Here is a 17,270-nt window from a genome sequence, read left to right as displayed (position 1 = left end):
ACTCAATGTTCCAAGGGGGATTCAGTTTATGAAATGAACTTATATAATTTACTTTTTAAACCACGTATTTTCACTCCAGATCTTGCCCATCTCCGTACTAAACTTATCAGCTGGATATTGTCCCGTCAGCAATTTCGCCCCTTGCGTCGCAAGCTCTGCCGATGTTTTTGCATCCAACGAGTTAAGTGCGAGTGAAGCAATTTTGGTAGGGATAGGATTGTACCAGTTAATGAATTTCTTCATTAACGGCTTAGGTTCCGCCACTGTATTGCCTGTCTTCAAGGCAATTGGGGCACCCGTAGATTCGAAATATTGAGCGTCTGCCATAGCTAGAAATTCCGCCAACTTTACTGCCTCTTCAGGAAACTTGGTTTTTGCGCTAACGGCATATCCGTTCAATGGAGATCCCCAGAACTGAACGTGCTTCGTTGGGTCGTATTTGTCGCTAGCACTTGGGAACGGGAAGAAATCGACTGTATCATCTTTCGCCAAATTCGGAAGCTCCCAAGTAAACATCATGTACATAGCTGCCTTCTTAGCTGTAAACATTTCGTTGGCTGGACCGTAATCTAGATTAGCAATACCTTCCGGAAAGACACCTTCCTTAACCATCTTCTCAATGCGAGACACCCCCGCCTTGACCGCCGGATTACTGAAGTCTGTCTTATTGCTCACAAGATCTGCCATCGCTTGCGGATCGCCGATTTGGATCATCTGCTGAAGCAGGAATAGCTTAGGTCCCCATCCATCTTTGCCAGGAGTAACCGCTGGTACCATGCCCTTACTTTTTAATTTCTTCGATACTTCGATAAATTCGTCGAATGTTTTCGGTACTTGCACCCCTGCTTGCTCGAACATGTCCTTATGGTAGAAAATGACCGGGGTGAAATACGTATCCGCTCCGGAAGACAAGCTGTAAATCTTTCCGTCAACATGTTTCAATGCATCAGGAACAGCGAATTTGTTCAAAAACCCGTCCTTGGTGATCGGTGAGGTTAAATCCATAATACTGCCGGTATTGTTCAATGGAGTAAAGTAACCTGCGTCGTTCCAGAATACATCAGGCATATCACCTGCAGCGTTAAACGTTTTCAGTTTATTCGCCATATCTTCGCCGCCGCCGCCCGGTTCAAATTCAATTTCTACGTTCGGAAACGCCTTGGCAACGTTCGGTTTAATATGCTTTTCCATGATATTATTGCGATTCTCGTCCGTAGTGATAGTTACAACTCTTAGCTTTACCTTCTTATCACTACCAGCCTTGTTTTCTGTCGTTGCCGCCGGGGTTGGTGAATTTCCGGTGGTTGTGGAAGGTTGGGCTTCATTCTTCGTACTACAACCTGCTGAAACGAGAAGCATACCTGCCATCAGAGAAGTGCCGAGTACCTTTACTGTTCTTACCATTTGTTGACCTCCTAAGTTTGATCAAAGTATATTGTATCTATTTGGTTGATCCCTCAATGGAAGCGGTATCATCCTTAATTTCATTCTACGGATTCCACATAAATAATTACAGAGACTATTCTCGGACAGAAAGGAAAATTGTTTGCAATTGCAAAAAAAGGCGCAATGAGACATTCTCGATAAATGCCTCATTGTGCCATATTCTTAAAACTACGCTATTGGATATTGTTCACGTACTTACTGGGGGTAATTCCAATATACTTCTTAAAACATTTACCGAAATAATTGGCATCAGCGTACCCGACCTGACTTGCGACGTATTGTACGATCTTCTCTCCTTGATCGAAAAGTCCCTTTGCTTTCGTGATGCGTATTTCGGTCAAATAGTCGTTAATTGTAATGGAGGTTTCTTTTTTAAATACATAACAGAGATGATTGTAGTTCATATGGACACTCTTTGCGAGATCAACGATACGTAGTTCTTCATTTCCATAATGACTTTGAATATACGATTTTACCTCGTCCACGACTTTGACCGCTCTATTTTGCTTCCTGCCATGTACATGTGCAATCACTTTGAGAATCAGGTTACGAACCCATCTCTCCAGTTCGCCAAAAGAGTTCATTTGTTGAATGAACTGAAAAATATCAGTTTGAGCCGTATCCTGAAATACATGTTCGAAGCTTTGAGACATCTCATGCAAAAATTCCAAACAAGTGGATACGATTTCAAGTGCGGCAACAAACAGCATTTCAGTGGAAGCGTTCTTGTTACGAGCATCCTGGAAAAAAGTCGTGAGCCACTCTTCTGCCTCAGAGAGATTACCAATTCGCATACTCATCAACAGTCCGATTCTCCTTTCTACGGAGAATAAACTGACCTTCATACCCGATTCGGCAATCATGGAATGAAGTATAACTTGATTGCCGCCTAAAACAAACCGATGTTTCAAAGCAAATAACGCTTCTTGGTAGGACACGGATATCGATTCAAAGGCAGGGTATCCATTGCCAACGCCGATCGTTACCGTACATCCCAAAGTCGCCTGAACCGATTTCCGAATCGCTTCACTAATCGCTTCCATTCTGTCGTAAGAAGCGTTAGGAACGCCAATTATCATAACATACCGATCGTTAGTATCGTGGCAACTAGCATACGGGTATGTGTTTTGAATAAACTCTTGGGCTATATCTTGAACAGCCAGCTTGCGAATATGCATGTCTTCTTTGGTAACAAGATCATCTTGTGAATCAATATCGGCTACGACCACCATATGAAATGGGGCATCCAGATTGATGCCCAAATACTGCAACCGTTCTGTAGAAGATAAGGGGTCTATAACTCTACTGCCCTGCAGCCATTCATTTAATAATCGCTCCTTCAACATCGGCATATGCTCTTTTGCCTGCTTCTTTAAGTGTTCATAATCCAGCTTTACGGCGTGCTCCTTGTCAATCAGATTCTTAATCTCAAGTAGGGAGTTTCTAAGTTCATCTTCGTCAATCGGCTTGAGCACGTAATTAAAAACCCCAAGCTGCACGGCCATTTTGGCATATACAAACTCACTTTGACCTGTTAACATAATAAATTTTGTTTCCTGCTCAGATTGTTTGGCCTTCTGAATAAATTCCATGCCGTCCATAATGGGCATATTAATATCGACCAAGACGATATCCGGATCAATTTCAGACATCAATGATAGAGCTTCCTCTCCATTCTTCGCTTCGCCAGCGATCTGGAAACCCAACTCTTCCCAAGGCAATGAAATTTTCAACGCTTGTCTAAAGTAATATTCATCATCGACAATGAGCACTTTTAACATCTCATACCTCCCGCAATGGTTTGAACGGCAAACGGATGGTAACTCTGGTATATAAGCCTATTTCGCTTTCTACCTCTAATCCGTATCTGTCCCCATACAGCATTCTAACCCGATTATGGACACTTCTGACTCCGAAGCCAGTTCTTTCACTGGAGTCCGCAACTTCCCTCAACAATCCCTTTATTTTCGATTCTTCTATTCCTACGCCGTTATCGTAAATTTCAATACGCACCTCGTCACCCAAACGGCGCCCAGTGATCCTCAATAAACCTTTTTCCGTTTTCCTCTTAAGGCCATGATAGATGGCATTTTCCACGATCGGCTGCAACGTTAACTTCGAAATTGAACACGACATAATTTCCTCGTCAATATCCATTGTATATGCCATATATTCCACATAGCGCAATTGCTGGATTTCCAAATAACTCTCAGATAGTTGCATTTCTTCTCTAAGTGTAATAATATCGTTACCTTTGCTTAACGAAATTTTATAGAAATTGGCCATATATTTCGCTGCTGTAATGGCTTCTGTTTTCATATTCAGCTTAATAAGCGATATGATCGTTTCAAGGGTATTATACAAAAAATGGGGTTGTACCTGCGTTTGCAGCAATTTGAATTCAATCTCGGCCTTTGTCTTCTGTTCCTCAACATTTTCGGCCAATAGTTCTTCGATACGGTCCATCAAATTATTAAAAACATCGTTTAAATATCCGATTTCATCCGATGATTGGTACGAGCTTCTGACCGTCAAATGGCCAGTCCGAATATCTCTCATCGTTCTGGAAAGTTGGAAGATCGGCCTCGTGATCGATCGGGACAACAGATAGGAGACAATAAATGCGAGCAATAGACATAATGAGCCGATCCAAATAATTAATTTGTTAATTTCTTTGCGCTCCACCGTAATTTCATCAATTGGAATAACACTTACAATCGACCATTCTAATGGTTCCAATCGGTGAGTAGATACCAGCACCTTCTCGCTCCCATTTCCTTGAAAGAAGCCTGTTTCTACTTGAGTCGAATTAGGAATGGATATCGAGGTTGCCTCTTTGAAATCCCGGTACAAATTAGCTTTATTCTGGGAGGAGATGATTTTTCCATATTGATCGAGTATATAGAAATTTCCTCCCTTGTAGTTCATTTTCCTTTCATAAATAGAGGCGATAACCGTTTCTTTTACGTATAAAACAACCAATCCAACCGTTTTTCCAGTATCTTTATGGATCACAGTTTTGGAAACAGCAAATACGTTGTCATCCCCTTCATAGCGGAATTTGAACTTCATTAACCCTGTCAAGACAGGCTGAAAGGAATGATCGATGGCTTCTGGGCCGGATCCAAATATACGGGAAGCAAACTCATTATCCGCAAAGCCTACATCGACCCATTGATGATTCGAAGTGAGAACACTTACCGCTTTGATATTGGTATTGGGCTCAACAATGTTGCTAATAACTTCAGAGAGTGTCTTTTTCATTGATAAATTATCTAACCCCCCCACATAATGAGAGGACGATAAGTTATTATTTTCTAAGAAATCGTTATAGAGTTCATTTTGCAACCTGTAATCAGTTGCCAATATTTTTGAATAATCTTCGACTGTCGTGATTAATGTCTGCAGGTTATTGTCAATGAGAACAAGTTCCCTTGACGAATTTTTGACTGCTTTCTCGATAATTGCTTTTTGAGAGACGATGTTGGCAAAAAGCGCAATGATTGAAATCGAAAGGATAATAATCAAAATATTTGTGGAGAAGATTTTGTTTTTAATCGAGAGCCCATTGAAATATTGCTTATACCCTTTCATGGTGATGCCACCTTTCAAATGAAGCAGACAAACTTTAATGTAAGCGTTCACCATCATTATATAAGGAAGAAATTAACAACACAATATTCATTCTTACACAAATTATGGCATGAAAAGCCCAATAAGCACATGTCATCATTAAAGAGACATACAGCTTATTGGGCATTAAACTAGCGAAACCCGCATTACGAATCCTGACATACGAACCACCGTTCACTCTTACAACAGTTCACGGCAGCCGGCCAATACTCTCTTAGTGTTTGGATAACAAATACCGGGCATCCCTGAGCAAGTAGCCTGCGGCTTGCGCAGAGATATGCTTGCCGCTTTGCGCCTGAACTTCACTCACGAAATCGGCCAGACTGTTTGCAGTGAGCTTGCTCTGCAAGCTGTTCGCAATGCCTGCGTTATCGATCCATCCGGCATTCTTAAAGCGTGAGACCAGAGTTTGCAAGGATTGGATACTGGCAGTCGTCTGGAACGCGATCGTCCGGCTACTCGTATTCCCTGCCAGATCGCTTGCCGTCACGATCAGCATGTGCGAACCGAGAGGCAGCGTATAGAGTGGAATCGTCGCTCCTTGCTGTACGCCATTTGTATCCAGCATGATCGTTGTTTTGCTGCTGTCCACTCCGGACAAGTTATCGCTGAGCGTCAGGATTGGCGTGATATCCATGGAATCACTGTACGAGCCGTATACTAGGCCGGATACCGTAATCGTCGGAACGGCCTGATCCAGGTTGAAGCTGATCGTTCTCGCTGCTTCCACATTGCCGGCATTGTCCGTAGAACGGTAACTCACGGTATATTTGTTGTCTTGGCTAAGCGTTACCGGAGCCGTATAGGTTAACCATGTGCTGCCGCCGTCCAGGCTGTACTCCGTCTTGGCCGCACCTGAGAGATTATCGGCTGCGCTAAAGCTTACCGTTACAGCTTCTGCATACCAGCCATTGCTGCCGTTAGGAGCTTCGGGATTAACAGATAAGTCTGTAACAGGTGCCTCCATGTCAATGTTCACTGAAGCTGTATGCGACTGTTCCACATTGCCAGCGTTATCCACGCTCCAATAAACGAGGGAATGAGTGCCTTCGCCGACAATGTACACTGTCGTTCCTGCCTGTTGAACTCCGCCATCTATCGTGTAATACGTCTCTCCGACGCCAGACCCGCTATCAGTTGCCGTCAGATTGACCACTGCATCATGATTAACCCAATAGATCGGTGCATCATCGGCCGTTGTCGGTGGAGTCGTATCGCCCTCTTGACCGCTGATTGAGATCAGCGCGCTGCCGCTCAAACTGGACCCGTTGGCTATCGCCGTTACTTTCACGACGCCGTTCTTTTTGGCCGACAGCAATCCTGTCTCGCTGATGATCGCCGCATTTGTCTCCGAACCGTCTTCTGCGGTTACCGACCATACGACGGGCACTCCCGCCAACATTTGCAGCGTGCCGGCTTTCGTCGTGATGGAGGTCGCTCCAGCAGCGCCGGTAACCACCGGCGGCTTGCCCACAAGTGTAACCACACCCCATTGTGAACCGTTAGCATAGGACTGTCCGGTCACGTCGTTCCACATAATAATGTCCTGACGGCCACCCGTTGCTTTCGCATCATTGATCTGCAAATCAAATCCAATTACACGATCAACCGTAGGAAGGACAGCTTTAAAGGGGATCTTCGTTTCAATGTAATAACCGCCATCCACGACTTTGGCAAAAGACTCAAAACCCGCACTGATACTGCCTGGATTAAAGCTTTTCGCATTAAGATAGTTAATACGGTATTGTCCCATACCTGTGCCGTAGGAGGTTTGTTTACTATTGGTCTCATCCACAAAGATCTCGACCGAGTCCTGCTCCCACGCGTTGCTGCTGCTGTTGTTCAGCTCAGGGGATTTTACACGCACCAGAACATACAGGTTAGTATCGTCCCATAGCACTTTAGCGGAGCCATCCGTCGGACCGTTCACCATTGTCAGATGCTTAAATATCGGCAGCGTGGCGGTCTTATCCCAGAGCAGGTCGAGCACGGCCCCGCCGAGAACAGGCGTACCGTATATGGCAGTCGCAACTCCGCTGGGTACCAGTTGAAGCGCTTTGCTCGCGTTACGGAGCGCGTAATATGAATTGTCCACTGCTGCCTGCCCGATCTCACCATTTGAGAGCGCTGTTTTGGCCTCACTTAATGCGCTTGCAAAAGCGTTCCATGAATTGCTTGTATAAATGGTAGCTTCCTTGTTATTGGCGGCCTCTATCAAGGCAGTCAGCAGGTTTTTGTCGACCGCGGAGACAATTGGGTTCGCGGGTCCACCACGGCCCGCTTTGACATTGTTAAAATATGTTTCTACTTTCGTAATTTCATCCGTTGTCAGCACCCTGTTGTAGATGAGAATCTGCGAGACCCTACCCAGGAAGCGGTAAGGGGTTGCAGCCGCCATCGTGTAACCTACGCCAAGATCCGAGCTGTTCCCTAAAAGTGCCTTAGCGTTGGTTCCAGTTCCAATGACATTGTTATTAACAAAAACGGCTCTATTGGTTCCGTTTAGCTGCGCCCGAACGCTGGCCAGACCGTCAGTGGCTGTTGTTGTAATTTGTTGCCCGCCGCCCGATACGCTGCCATCCGTGTTACCAAAGCGAACGTTAACTCTGTTTGTTCCTACACCTAGATTAATACCGCTCCAACCGCTGTTGGCCGCCCAAGTTTGGTAAGACTCGTTCAATCCGAAATAAACAAGACCATTTTGGTCACTCGAGTTGTTGGCTGTGGTTGTTGGTCTAACCAGCGCGTATATCGTCATCTGCGTACTGCCGTTATAATTTTTAAAGCCTGCAGCTTTTAGCGGCCTTGACATCGCTGCGAAATCTACATAGTCGTATCCATCGTTCTTTAGCGTGGGGTTGCCATTTGGTGTTCCAAGATTATCGCCACCGCTACCGGGGACGTTCGCTGGGACAAGCTTCGCCGGGACGCTTCCCATATTTGTCCATCCAATCACATTGCCACTGCTATCTTTTTCCACGCCCTCATCAGCCTTGAGCCATAAGTCAAGACCATTTCTAGGAATATCGACAGGCGTCATATCGCGCACCACAACACGAGCGTGAGACTGGCTGAGTACATCGCCTTCTTTCGACCGTACATAAATAATGTATGGACCGGGCAACTTTGGCGCGGTTATTTCTATCATGTTGCCGGAGGCCATTGTTTCTTTGTCGCTTTCAATAAAATTTCCATCGCTCGATGAGGAAATCCATATCTGTTTTGTGGCGTCGTCCAAATCGTACGCAAACCTGACTTTCCCGCCGGGGGCTACTGACACGTCAGCCGGGAGCAGCCTATTCGCCACCGATACTGTGGTGGTAAAGTTGAGGGTTATGGCAGGCGTCGAAGTGCTGCCTACCAAGGTCCAGCTTCCTTCGGTGCGGATTTCGTACCCATTCGCCACGGGCTTGCCGTTAAGCGTAAAGGTGTAATCCGTACTCAAAGTCAGTTTAAGCGGCCGTACCGCTGAAACTTCGTAGCTTTTCCCATTTTCCACATTGGTTGCTGAACCGCTCGCATCGACGTATACCGTATACTTGGAAGTCGCCGTTTCTCTGCCGTCTCCATATTTGATATATAGTTTGTATTCTCCTGCGGCAGACGGAGCGTTGATTGACTTAACGTCGCCGGCAGCTTTTGTCATCGTATTGCCTTCATTAAAGACAGTTGTGTTCGCGGGCGCGAGCCAGACAGTGTCTTCAGCCTTTAGCAGACCCCTGCGGTTCAGCTTTTCACCTTTACCCATGATGACGTTGGAAGCCAACTCAAACTCGGTATCGGCAATGAGGCTTCTTGGGATCATCTTCGTGTATTCGTTGGTAAGGCCCGAATTTAAAACGATTTCGTTGCCCTTAAGTGGCCAAATGCGGCTTGTACTTTTGTAATTGTCAAAAGTAGTCCTAGGGGCGCCATTCTGGTTGTTGTCCCCATCCACATAACCTTGGACCATAATCATATCGCTTTTGCGCTTCCAGTTGTTAAACTCAATAAGACGGCTCTGTCCGGGGGCATAGGAGAGCTTTGCCTGCACGACGTTGCCTATCATCTTAATGAACGTACTGCCTTCGTCGGGATGGAACCCGTTCATCCAGTTGTTGGAGCTCGTGGGTTTATCCGTTGGATTTGGGTTAAGGAAGTTGTAGTTCATCTCGGTGAAATTCGTCCAGTTGTCAGAATTCCAGTTACTATTCTTGTTAGTGACGGGATCGTTTGTCAAAGGATAGACGGTGTTTATGGTGTCCCATGTCCCTCCACCCGGCAAATTACCCGGATCGCCCTGCCGTCCCAGTGAGTAAATGGCTCCGGAGTCGTTAACTACCGTGCAAATTTCCTCTACCCTGTTATAGTTTATTTTGTTATTCCTGGAAGTCGTAGATATTGCTGGAGACCTTGCGATGCTCGTTTCACTCGTACCATTGTAAGGGCCACCGGTCTTGTTGGTCCCTTGGGCGGTAAAGCCGAACCCGTCATACTCGTCCCAACCCCATCCGATGCTCATGGCGCCGTAAGTGGTGTCATAAATGTAGTTGTGCAGTACCTGCATATTAGTTGTGTAAAAAGAAGCAAGTGCGTTGGCGCCCGGGAATCCGTAGCAGGTCCTGTACAAAAAGTTATTTGTAATATAAATATTCTCCGGCACAGCTTCCGTACCCGCCGTAAATTTCTCCTTATCAACGCCGGCCCAGTTCCTTATTGGCGTGCCTGAGACCGAAACACTGGATTCATGCGTAATCGCTACATCGTTTTCATAGATATGCTGCGGATGCCCGATTACAATGCCGGAAGCGAGCGTATCTACGATATAGTTGCCCGAGATTTCGATATCCTTGGCATCGTTTTCTACATGGATGCCATTAAATCCAGTTAGTCCGATCTCGCCGTTCAGCACTTTGATGTTCCTCGCCGCGTTGATCATTACCGCTGCCGGCGGTATGTCATACCCTCGGTAGAAAGTCTCATGCCAGTTTATGCTGCTGGGGAAGTAAACTTTGTTCACGATAGAGCCCTGAACGGACGCATAGCCGCGGGAACTGGTCGTTACCGGACCGGACCCGTCGCTATATGTATAGGTGCCCGTCAGTTCAGTCAGTTTGTAGTCGGTATGGGCAAACTTCAGCCCGTTGAAAGTAATGTTTTTGACACGTCCATCATCCGAGCCTGCAACAGGGTTCAACCGATCTCCTACAGGGATCCCTCTAATGTCGAGGACCGTCTCAAGCCTTGGAATGACCACGTCGGCGGAGTTGATATCTTCGCCTGCAAGCGGGATGTAATAAAGCGTGCTTTCCGCCTGGTCGAAATAGAAATCTCCGCGTTTGTTGAAGAACTCGAAAGCGTTGCGGATTACTTGATTGTTACCTGGATTATACTGCGTGTTATTACCCAATGATTGTGAAATGAACCCATACGGCATCTGGAACCGGAACATGATACCGCCGGGCTTGTTGCTGGCTACCGGCGCCTCTTCGATCGACGCGAAGGTGATAAAAGGCCTCGCCCATCTGGCGGTGGAGCCGCCCGTGCTTTCGGCTTCGATGTTTTGGGGGTTTTTCGTTGCCGTCGTCAGACCTACGCTGGCATCGAATACGATACCCGCCCGGATGTTGGTGCCGTTCTGCCACGCCCAAGGGTTATTGGCAGCGGTAAAGCTGGCTGTGGGGGTGCCGGTGACGGTTCTGTTGGCCGAAGCTATTTCCGAGCTCTTCGTCATGGTGGCGCCCTTATCGTTTACATAGAGTGCGCGCAGCTTATCGCTCCGGTTAAGGGTCGTTTTATACGCCTTTAAGCCGCCAGTCTGGGTAAGGCCAACAGCTTCTGTCCATACGCCTTTTTCCAGCATTTCACCAGCGCTGATTACCGGCTTCGCACCCGGCGCCGCCTCATAGCGAATCGTGCTGCTTGCACTTCCGGAATCATCTTTGTCAAAAACTAGGGTTTCATCAAGCGGATAATATCCATCCGCAATTTGAACGACGATATCACCGCCAGTCTTAGGCAGGGTCCTTACTACTGTTTTTGCCTTGGCAAGCGTTTTATACGGCTTTGCTTGTGTTCCGTCCCCTGTGTTATCATTGCCATTTGTAGCAACATAGATCGTTGCACTTGGCGCACTGGCAGCTGCGACTACCGACCCTGAAAATGGTAACATGGAAAATAGCATTACCAAAGTCATAATCCAAATGAATGCTCTGTTTCTCACTTTCATAAAACCTCCTTGGAATTGCAATTTATAAACTGTTCTGGGTAGCACGACAGTAGGAGTTTTGTTCGAATCACCCCCTTCCATTACGAACTTAACAGTGTTTTGTAAGCGATATCATTTCTGAGTTCATTGTAGTTTTTCACGACTCTTTCGTACAGAGACAATCATACGGCCAGAAGGAATTTTGTAGGAACATTGATTGGACATCGTATTAGAATGCCAAGGTAAGACAAGGAAAAGCTCAAGTACCATTTGGTAACGTACTCAAGCTATGTCTTGGCTATCTCCTCTTACAGGTCTTTGACCGTGATTTCTATGTAGTTTCCTGTGTAGTAAATTTGCGTTTTCTTCTCTCCCTCTTTGAGAGATCCATCACCATCACTAACACCCAAAAATGTTATGTTAAATGATTGATTTTGACTCATCCCGGGATAAGAGCCTTCCCGCTCTTTGATTATGAATGTTCGGTTCTCCTCATCCCACACCATAGGAATTAGAGCATAAGCACCCTTTTCATAGTTATAATTGTCTCCTTCGTCTTCATAGTAATCGAATGTGCCGTGCTGCCCCGTGTAGACACGAATGTGTCTATTATCATCCGTATGTTGTTCAGCAAACTGAATACTCCCGCCCATAGGCACGATCGATCCAGCCTTCACATAAAGCGGTATACGGTCAAGTGGAGCCTCAGCTTCTATTATTCGCCCACCTTCAAAGATGCGATTGGTCCAAAAATCGTACCACTCCGTTCCTGTTGGTAAATAAACATCTCTGGTTTTCTTCACACCTTCTAGCACTTCAGAATTACTATTGTAGTACATGGGCTCAGTGACTGGATTTACTAAAAAAGCAGGACCAAACATAAACTGATCCCCAATGTTATATGTGTTCGGATCATGCCTGAAGTCAAATGATAACGCTCGCATGAACGTATAATCATAGTGATAAACGTGGGCAGAAAAGGAATAGATGTATGGCATTAATTCGTATCGAAGAAGGAGGAAATTAACAATGGCATCATATACAGGCTCACCGGGCTCACCAAATCTCCATACCTCCCTGGGGGTATCCGTTCCATGAGAACGAAACATCGGAAGAAACGAACCGTACTGGAACCAGCGAGCATACAATTCCCGGTACCCCATATCCTGGGTGCCTGTGTCGTAATCGCCATTCCAAAACCACAGATCAGGTTTGTTCTGGACAAAGAAAGCTCCGATATCCACGGTCCAATATGGCGATCCTGTTGCGCAAAAATTCAATCCAGCGGGGATTTGCTTCCGCAGCGTCTCCCAATTTGCCGCAATGTCTCCCGACCATGTTACCGTTCCATAACGATGCTGACCTGCATAAGCTGAACGTGTCAGATTTACGACCCGTTTGCTCTCCGTGGTTCGGCGTTGTCCTTCGTAAATGCCTTTGGAATGTAGCAAGGAATAAGCATTAATGAACTCCGGATCAAGATATAGCTTCGCTTCCTCTGTGTTAATTTGCATCCGTTGTTCGGGTTCAAGCTTGATAGATCCATGCCAATCTGCTTCGAAAGGCTCTGTACAATCACACCACCAAGCATCAACGCCATGTACAAAAAGACCATCGTTTGCCTGCTTCCAGTACAATTGTCTGCCTTTTTCCTGGAAAGCGTCATATGTTGCCTGATTACCAAGCAAGCAACCATTGTCATTCATTTCCTTATTGTTATCGCTCTGAGGATTCATAATTGGCCAGATAGAAACCATCAATCGTGCATTCATCCCGTGAAGCTCTTCCACCATGGCTTTCGGATCTGGGAAACGCTCTGGATCGAGCGTTTTCTGACCCCAGAGTTCCCCAGTCCAGGACTTCCAATCCAGCACAATGCAATCAAGCGGCAGTCCTCGTTCACGGTACTCGCGAACAACGGCTATCAATTCTTCTTGCGACGTATAACGTTCTTTGGATTGAACATAACCGAATGACCACTTGGGCAGCATCGGCGCTTTTCCAGTTAATTCACGGATCCCATGCACAATACTGTCCATCTCCGGACCATGAATGAAATAATAATCCATTTCATCGTCTACTTCTGTCCATATATAGGAACCAAAAGCATCATCACGAAACGTCATCATGGAATAGCTGTCCACTACAATGCCATATCCACGCGTAGATACAAGGACGGGAACAACCGCCTTCATATTTTGTTGATATAAGTATTGATGCGTTCCCCGCAAATTCATTACGCCTTCTTCGTGCGAACCCAAGCCGTATAAAGCCTCATCTTCCATCCATTCAAACTCAAGCTTTGTATGAAATGCTTTTCGATCTATCACTTTTCTCACGTTGTCGGCTCGGACACGCAGGCCATCGGCTCCTTGTCCAGCTTCGATATTGGCGGATTCATCAAACACGGATTTCGTAACATCCATGGGGACAAGCGTTTTGCCTCTAGGATCTGGCTCTTTGGTTAATACAGCTCCTGACGCATCCAGATAAGTAAAAGCCCCCGTCTTCTTTAAGATACGGATTGTCAGTTCTGCCGTTGAAAATAATAAATGACTTTGCTGATCTTCTACGGTGAAGGGAATCTTCGAATCAGGCAAGCCTGTTATCATTAGACTTTCTCGCGTACTAAATTCAGCTTCCAATGTATATCGAATCCTAATGATCTTGTTGGAATAAGGAACGAGCATGATTCTCCCGCTTGTCGTTTCTAAAAGCAGACGATCTGCCTGCACAATATGTCGAATGATTTGCATCATAATTCTCCTTGTCACAGAAATGTGTATTCATTATCCTTTTACCGAGCCAGATGTCATACCTGAAATAATGTAACGCTGACCTAATAAATACAAAATAATAGCGGGCAGACAGGTCAGTACAATATCAGCACTAACTAGATTCCAGTCCATTTGATATTGACCAAAGAAATTATAGACGGATAACGTCATAGGCCACTGTTTGGCATTGTTTAAGAAGTAAAGAGGAAGTAAGAATTCATTCCATGAATTAATAAAAGCCAGAATAAATGTGGTCACTACAGCAGGCATTAATAATGGAAATATGATGGAGAAGAACAGCTTTAGTGGGCCGCAACCATCAATAATGCCGGATTCGTCGAGTTCTTTGGGGACGGTTCCCACAAATCCATATAAAATAAATACACTGAATGGAATTTGCACGACTGCGTACAAAATAATTATTCCGATTTGCGTATTCATCAAATGAGTCATTTGCATTACCTTGGTTAATGTAAAATAATTGATGGGTATGGCAATGCCTAGAATTAAGAAATAGTAAAAAAAACGATTCCATCTAGAACGGTTTCTAGCATAAATATAGGCTGCCATTGCAGCTAATAATACGCATAAAATCGTAGAAACTCCGGTATACAACACGCTATTCAAGAGAGAACGAAGTAATTTCCCTTTTTCAATAACGACCAGGAAGTTTTCGAAATGTAGCTTTTTTGGCAAATCAAAACCCATTGAGCTAGCCTGCGTTTTATCCTTTAACGAATTAATCACTATTAACAGGAGTGGAGCTAGCGTGATCATGCTCACGATCCAGGCAGCCATATTTTTCAAACCATTCTTCATCATGTTCAGCTTCATTTGCCCACCTCATCTTCTTTGCTCATCCATTTGACTGCAAAAAAGCCAATCACGATCATAACGAGAAACATAACTGTAGACAAAGCAGTACCTACACCGTAACGACCGAGGGAAAATTCCTTAAACACGCCAGTATACAGTACTTCTGTTTCGTATCCCGGTCCACCATTCGTAAGCGCGTACACAATATCAAATACTTTGAATCCATATATGAAATTAAGAACCGTCGTAACCGTAAGCGCTGGCATCAATAGTGGAATAATAATATGCTTGAATTTATTCCAAAAATTGCTTCCATCCATTTCCGCAGCCTCATAGTACATATCCGGAATGGCTTGAAGGCCAGCCAGTAGAATGACCATGATATAACCGACTCCTTTCCAGGTATCGACAGCAATAATGGATTTGAATGCCAAATGGATATCCGTCAGCCAACTTCTTGCCAAAGCTCCCAAACCGATGGATCTTAAAAACTCATTCAGTAAGCCAACTTCCGGATGCAGTACGGATTTAAAAATTAATCCTACAATTAAAGTAGGAACGATAACTGGCATAAAGATAACAACACGATGAAAGTTTTTACCTTTGATGCCATGATTTAAAATTAAAGCAAGGAAGAGCCCGATTGCCGTTTTCAGTATGGCCGTTGTTATCGTGAACGTAACTGTATGATTCAAATAGGATACGTATTTCTCATTCCCTGAGAAGATCGTTCGAAAATTATCAAGTCCAATGAATTCAATTCCTTCGCTATAACTGTTCCAGTCTGTAAACGAGTAGTAAATTCCCATAAAACCTGGAATTACAAAAAACAGCAGATACAGGACCAATGCGCCAATTGAAAAATAAAAGGGATATATGCTTTTGTTCATTGTAGGACTCTCCGCTCCATATTATCTTCAGTAACAACCCAGCAAGAGGTATTATCCTATCCACTGGGCTGTTCTGATTTATACCTTTATCAAATTATTGTGCCCAAGCAGGGTCTTTGGCTGCTTTTGCGGCATCGCTTCTTCTTTTGTCGATGCTTTTCAAAATATCCTTAGGCTGCATTTTCCCTGTAAACATCGCTGAAATGTCTTTCCCGATATCCATCCATTGCGGATTTAGGTAACTAATGGATGTTTGATACACGGTGCCTTGTTTTTTGCCATACATATCGAAGAATGCCTTTTGATCAGGTGTGTAACGGTTCTTAATATCTTTGAAATTCAAAGCTAAGAACTTCGGTTCGTTATCCAAAAAGAATTGCAAGTTTTCTGGCTTCGTCAAATACTGAAAATATTTCTTTGCCAAATCAATATGTTTGGATCCTGAATAAATAAATTTACTTGGCGCAGCAGGATTCACATTTAATATCTGATTGTCAGTAAGCGGCATCAAGAAATAGCCAAATGTATCCGCTTTAACCTCTGGGAACGCTTTTTCGATTTGCGCCGGCAGCCCAAGATTATACACCGTCATCGCATATTTGCCGCTTGCCATGTTCTTTTCTGTATCAGCGTACGTATTTGAAAAATAGTTATCTCCCATGTAACCCGACTTCGCAAGTTCATTGAGTTGCGTAAGTGCCTGCTCCATAATCGGTACGTTCGCGAATTGCTCCTTATTACTATTTAGCTTATCCGTTAATCCAGGATTTGCTTCTTCGAATTTAGGACCAAGCTCAGGAAACCAAAGCACATGATGCCAGCCATCCGACACGGGTTCATAAATAGGCGTCGTGCCTGCAGACTTGATCTTCTCTGATACCGCTTTAAAATCAGCATAAGTAGTCGGTACTTTGAGGTTTAGCTTTTCATATATTTTCTTGTTATATACGATAACCCAGTCATAACTTGGATCCCAAATGGTCAGTGCATACACCTTTTTATTAAAGGATCCTTGTTCTACAAAAAGAGGGTCTTCTCGTTTTACCCATTCTTCACCGCTTAAATCAACCGCATTTTTTTCGACACCGTACAAATTGTTCAAATCAAGCTGTCCGTCCTGTCCACCGAAAATATCCGGTGCTTCCTTCGCATTGAGTTTCGTCTTCAAAATATTCTGGTACTGATCTGATGGAACGATTTGGTAATCAATATGAATGCCTGTCTCCGCCTCAAACTTCTTTGCGAGCTGCATTTCGGAATCCTTTATCCAGTCTTGGCTAGCCATGTAGGTCAGTGTAACTTTTTCTTTTGGCATTTCTGTTGATTTCGCACTATTGGTAGCACTGCTTGAAGCTGCTGGTGTTACGGTCTCCACTTTACTTCCACATCCTGCTAACATCGACGCCATAATCCCAATCGACACAATCACCGTTAATGTTTTTTTCATTGGTCTCGTTTCCCCTTTTCACTTGTGGTTGCTAATGTTTACGCTTTCATTATATATGCAATTCATTTCCATCT

At 44.7% G+C, this 17,270-nt stretch carries 8 protein-coding genes; all 8 read right to left on the bottom strand.

All coding sequences use genetic code 11. The features are described 5' to 3' along the window. Nucleotides 1–48 precede the first annotated feature (48 nt). The 8 genes from ASL11_RS21020 to ASL11_RS20985 all read right to left on the bottom strand — a co-directional run bounded on the left by ASL11_RS21020 (nt 49) and on the right by ASL11_RS20985 (nt 17,196). Complete coding sequence (locus ASL11_RS21020) at nt 49–1,404, bottom strand: ABC transporter substrate-binding protein (RefSeq protein ID WP_056619176.1); 1,356 nt, start codon at nt 1,402–1,404, stop codon at nt 49–51. Between the two features lie 215 nt (nt 1,405–1,619). Next, on the bottom strand, nt 1,620–3,227 hold the full coding sequence (locus tag ASL11_RS21015; protein WP_056619173.1) for a response regulator transcription factor: 1,608 nt from the start codon (nt 3,225–3,227) through the stop codon (nt 1,620–1,622). Between the two features lies 1 nt (nt 3,228). Further along, a complete protein-coding gene (locus ASL11_RS21010; protein ID WP_056619171.1) occupies nt 3,229–5,040 on the bottom strand; it encodes a sensor histidine kinase in 1,812 nt (603 codons plus the stop codon). 253 nt (nt 5,041–5,293) lie between these two features. Continuing rightward, entirely contained in the window at nt 5,294–11,287 is a 5,994-nt protein-coding gene (locus tag ASL11_RS21005; RefSeq protein ID WP_200962464.1) for a sugar-binding protein, read from the bottom strand. A gap of 287 nt (nt 11,288–11,574) precedes the next feature. After that, the gene (locus ASL11_RS21000; RefSeq protein ID WP_235550528.1) at nt 11,575–14,025 is read right to left on the bottom strand and encodes a glycoside hydrolase family 31 protein; all 2,451 of its coding nucleotides are present in this window, start codon (nt 14,023–14,025) and stop codon (nt 11,575–11,577) included. A 30-nt stretch (nt 14,026–14,055) separates the two neighbouring features. Further along, on the bottom strand, nt 14,056–14,877 hold the full coding sequence (locus tag ASL11_RS20995) for a carbohydrate ABC transporter permease (protein ID WP_063795647.1): 822 nt from the start codon (nt 14,875–14,877) through the stop codon (nt 14,056–14,058). Further along, the gene (locus tag ASL11_RS20990) at nt 14,874–15,749 is read right to left on the bottom strand and encodes a carbohydrate ABC transporter permease (protein WP_056619167.1); all 876 of its coding nucleotides are present in this window, start codon (nt 15,747–15,749) and stop codon (nt 14,874–14,876) included. The genes ASL11_RS20995 and ASL11_RS20990 overlap by 4 nt, the downstream gene beginning before the upstream one ends. A 94-nt stretch (nt 15,750–15,843) precedes the next feature. After that, nucleotides 15,844–17,196, bottom strand: coding sequence for an ABC transporter substrate-binding protein (locus tag ASL11_RS20985; RefSeq protein WP_056619164.1), 1,353 nt, complete (start codon nt 17,194–17,196; stop codon nt 15,844–15,846). Between the last annotated feature and the right edge of the window lie 74 nt (nt 17,197–17,270).

Origin of the sequence: Paenibacillus sp. Soil750, from assembly GCF_001428045.1 — a bacterium.
Classification (GTDB): Bacteria; Bacillota; Bacilli; order Paenibacillales; family NBRC-103111; genus Paenibacillus_E; species Paenibacillus_E allorhizoplanae.
Note: the sequence above shows the minus strand (reverse complement) of the source record. Positions and strands in the feature narration are given on the sequence as shown.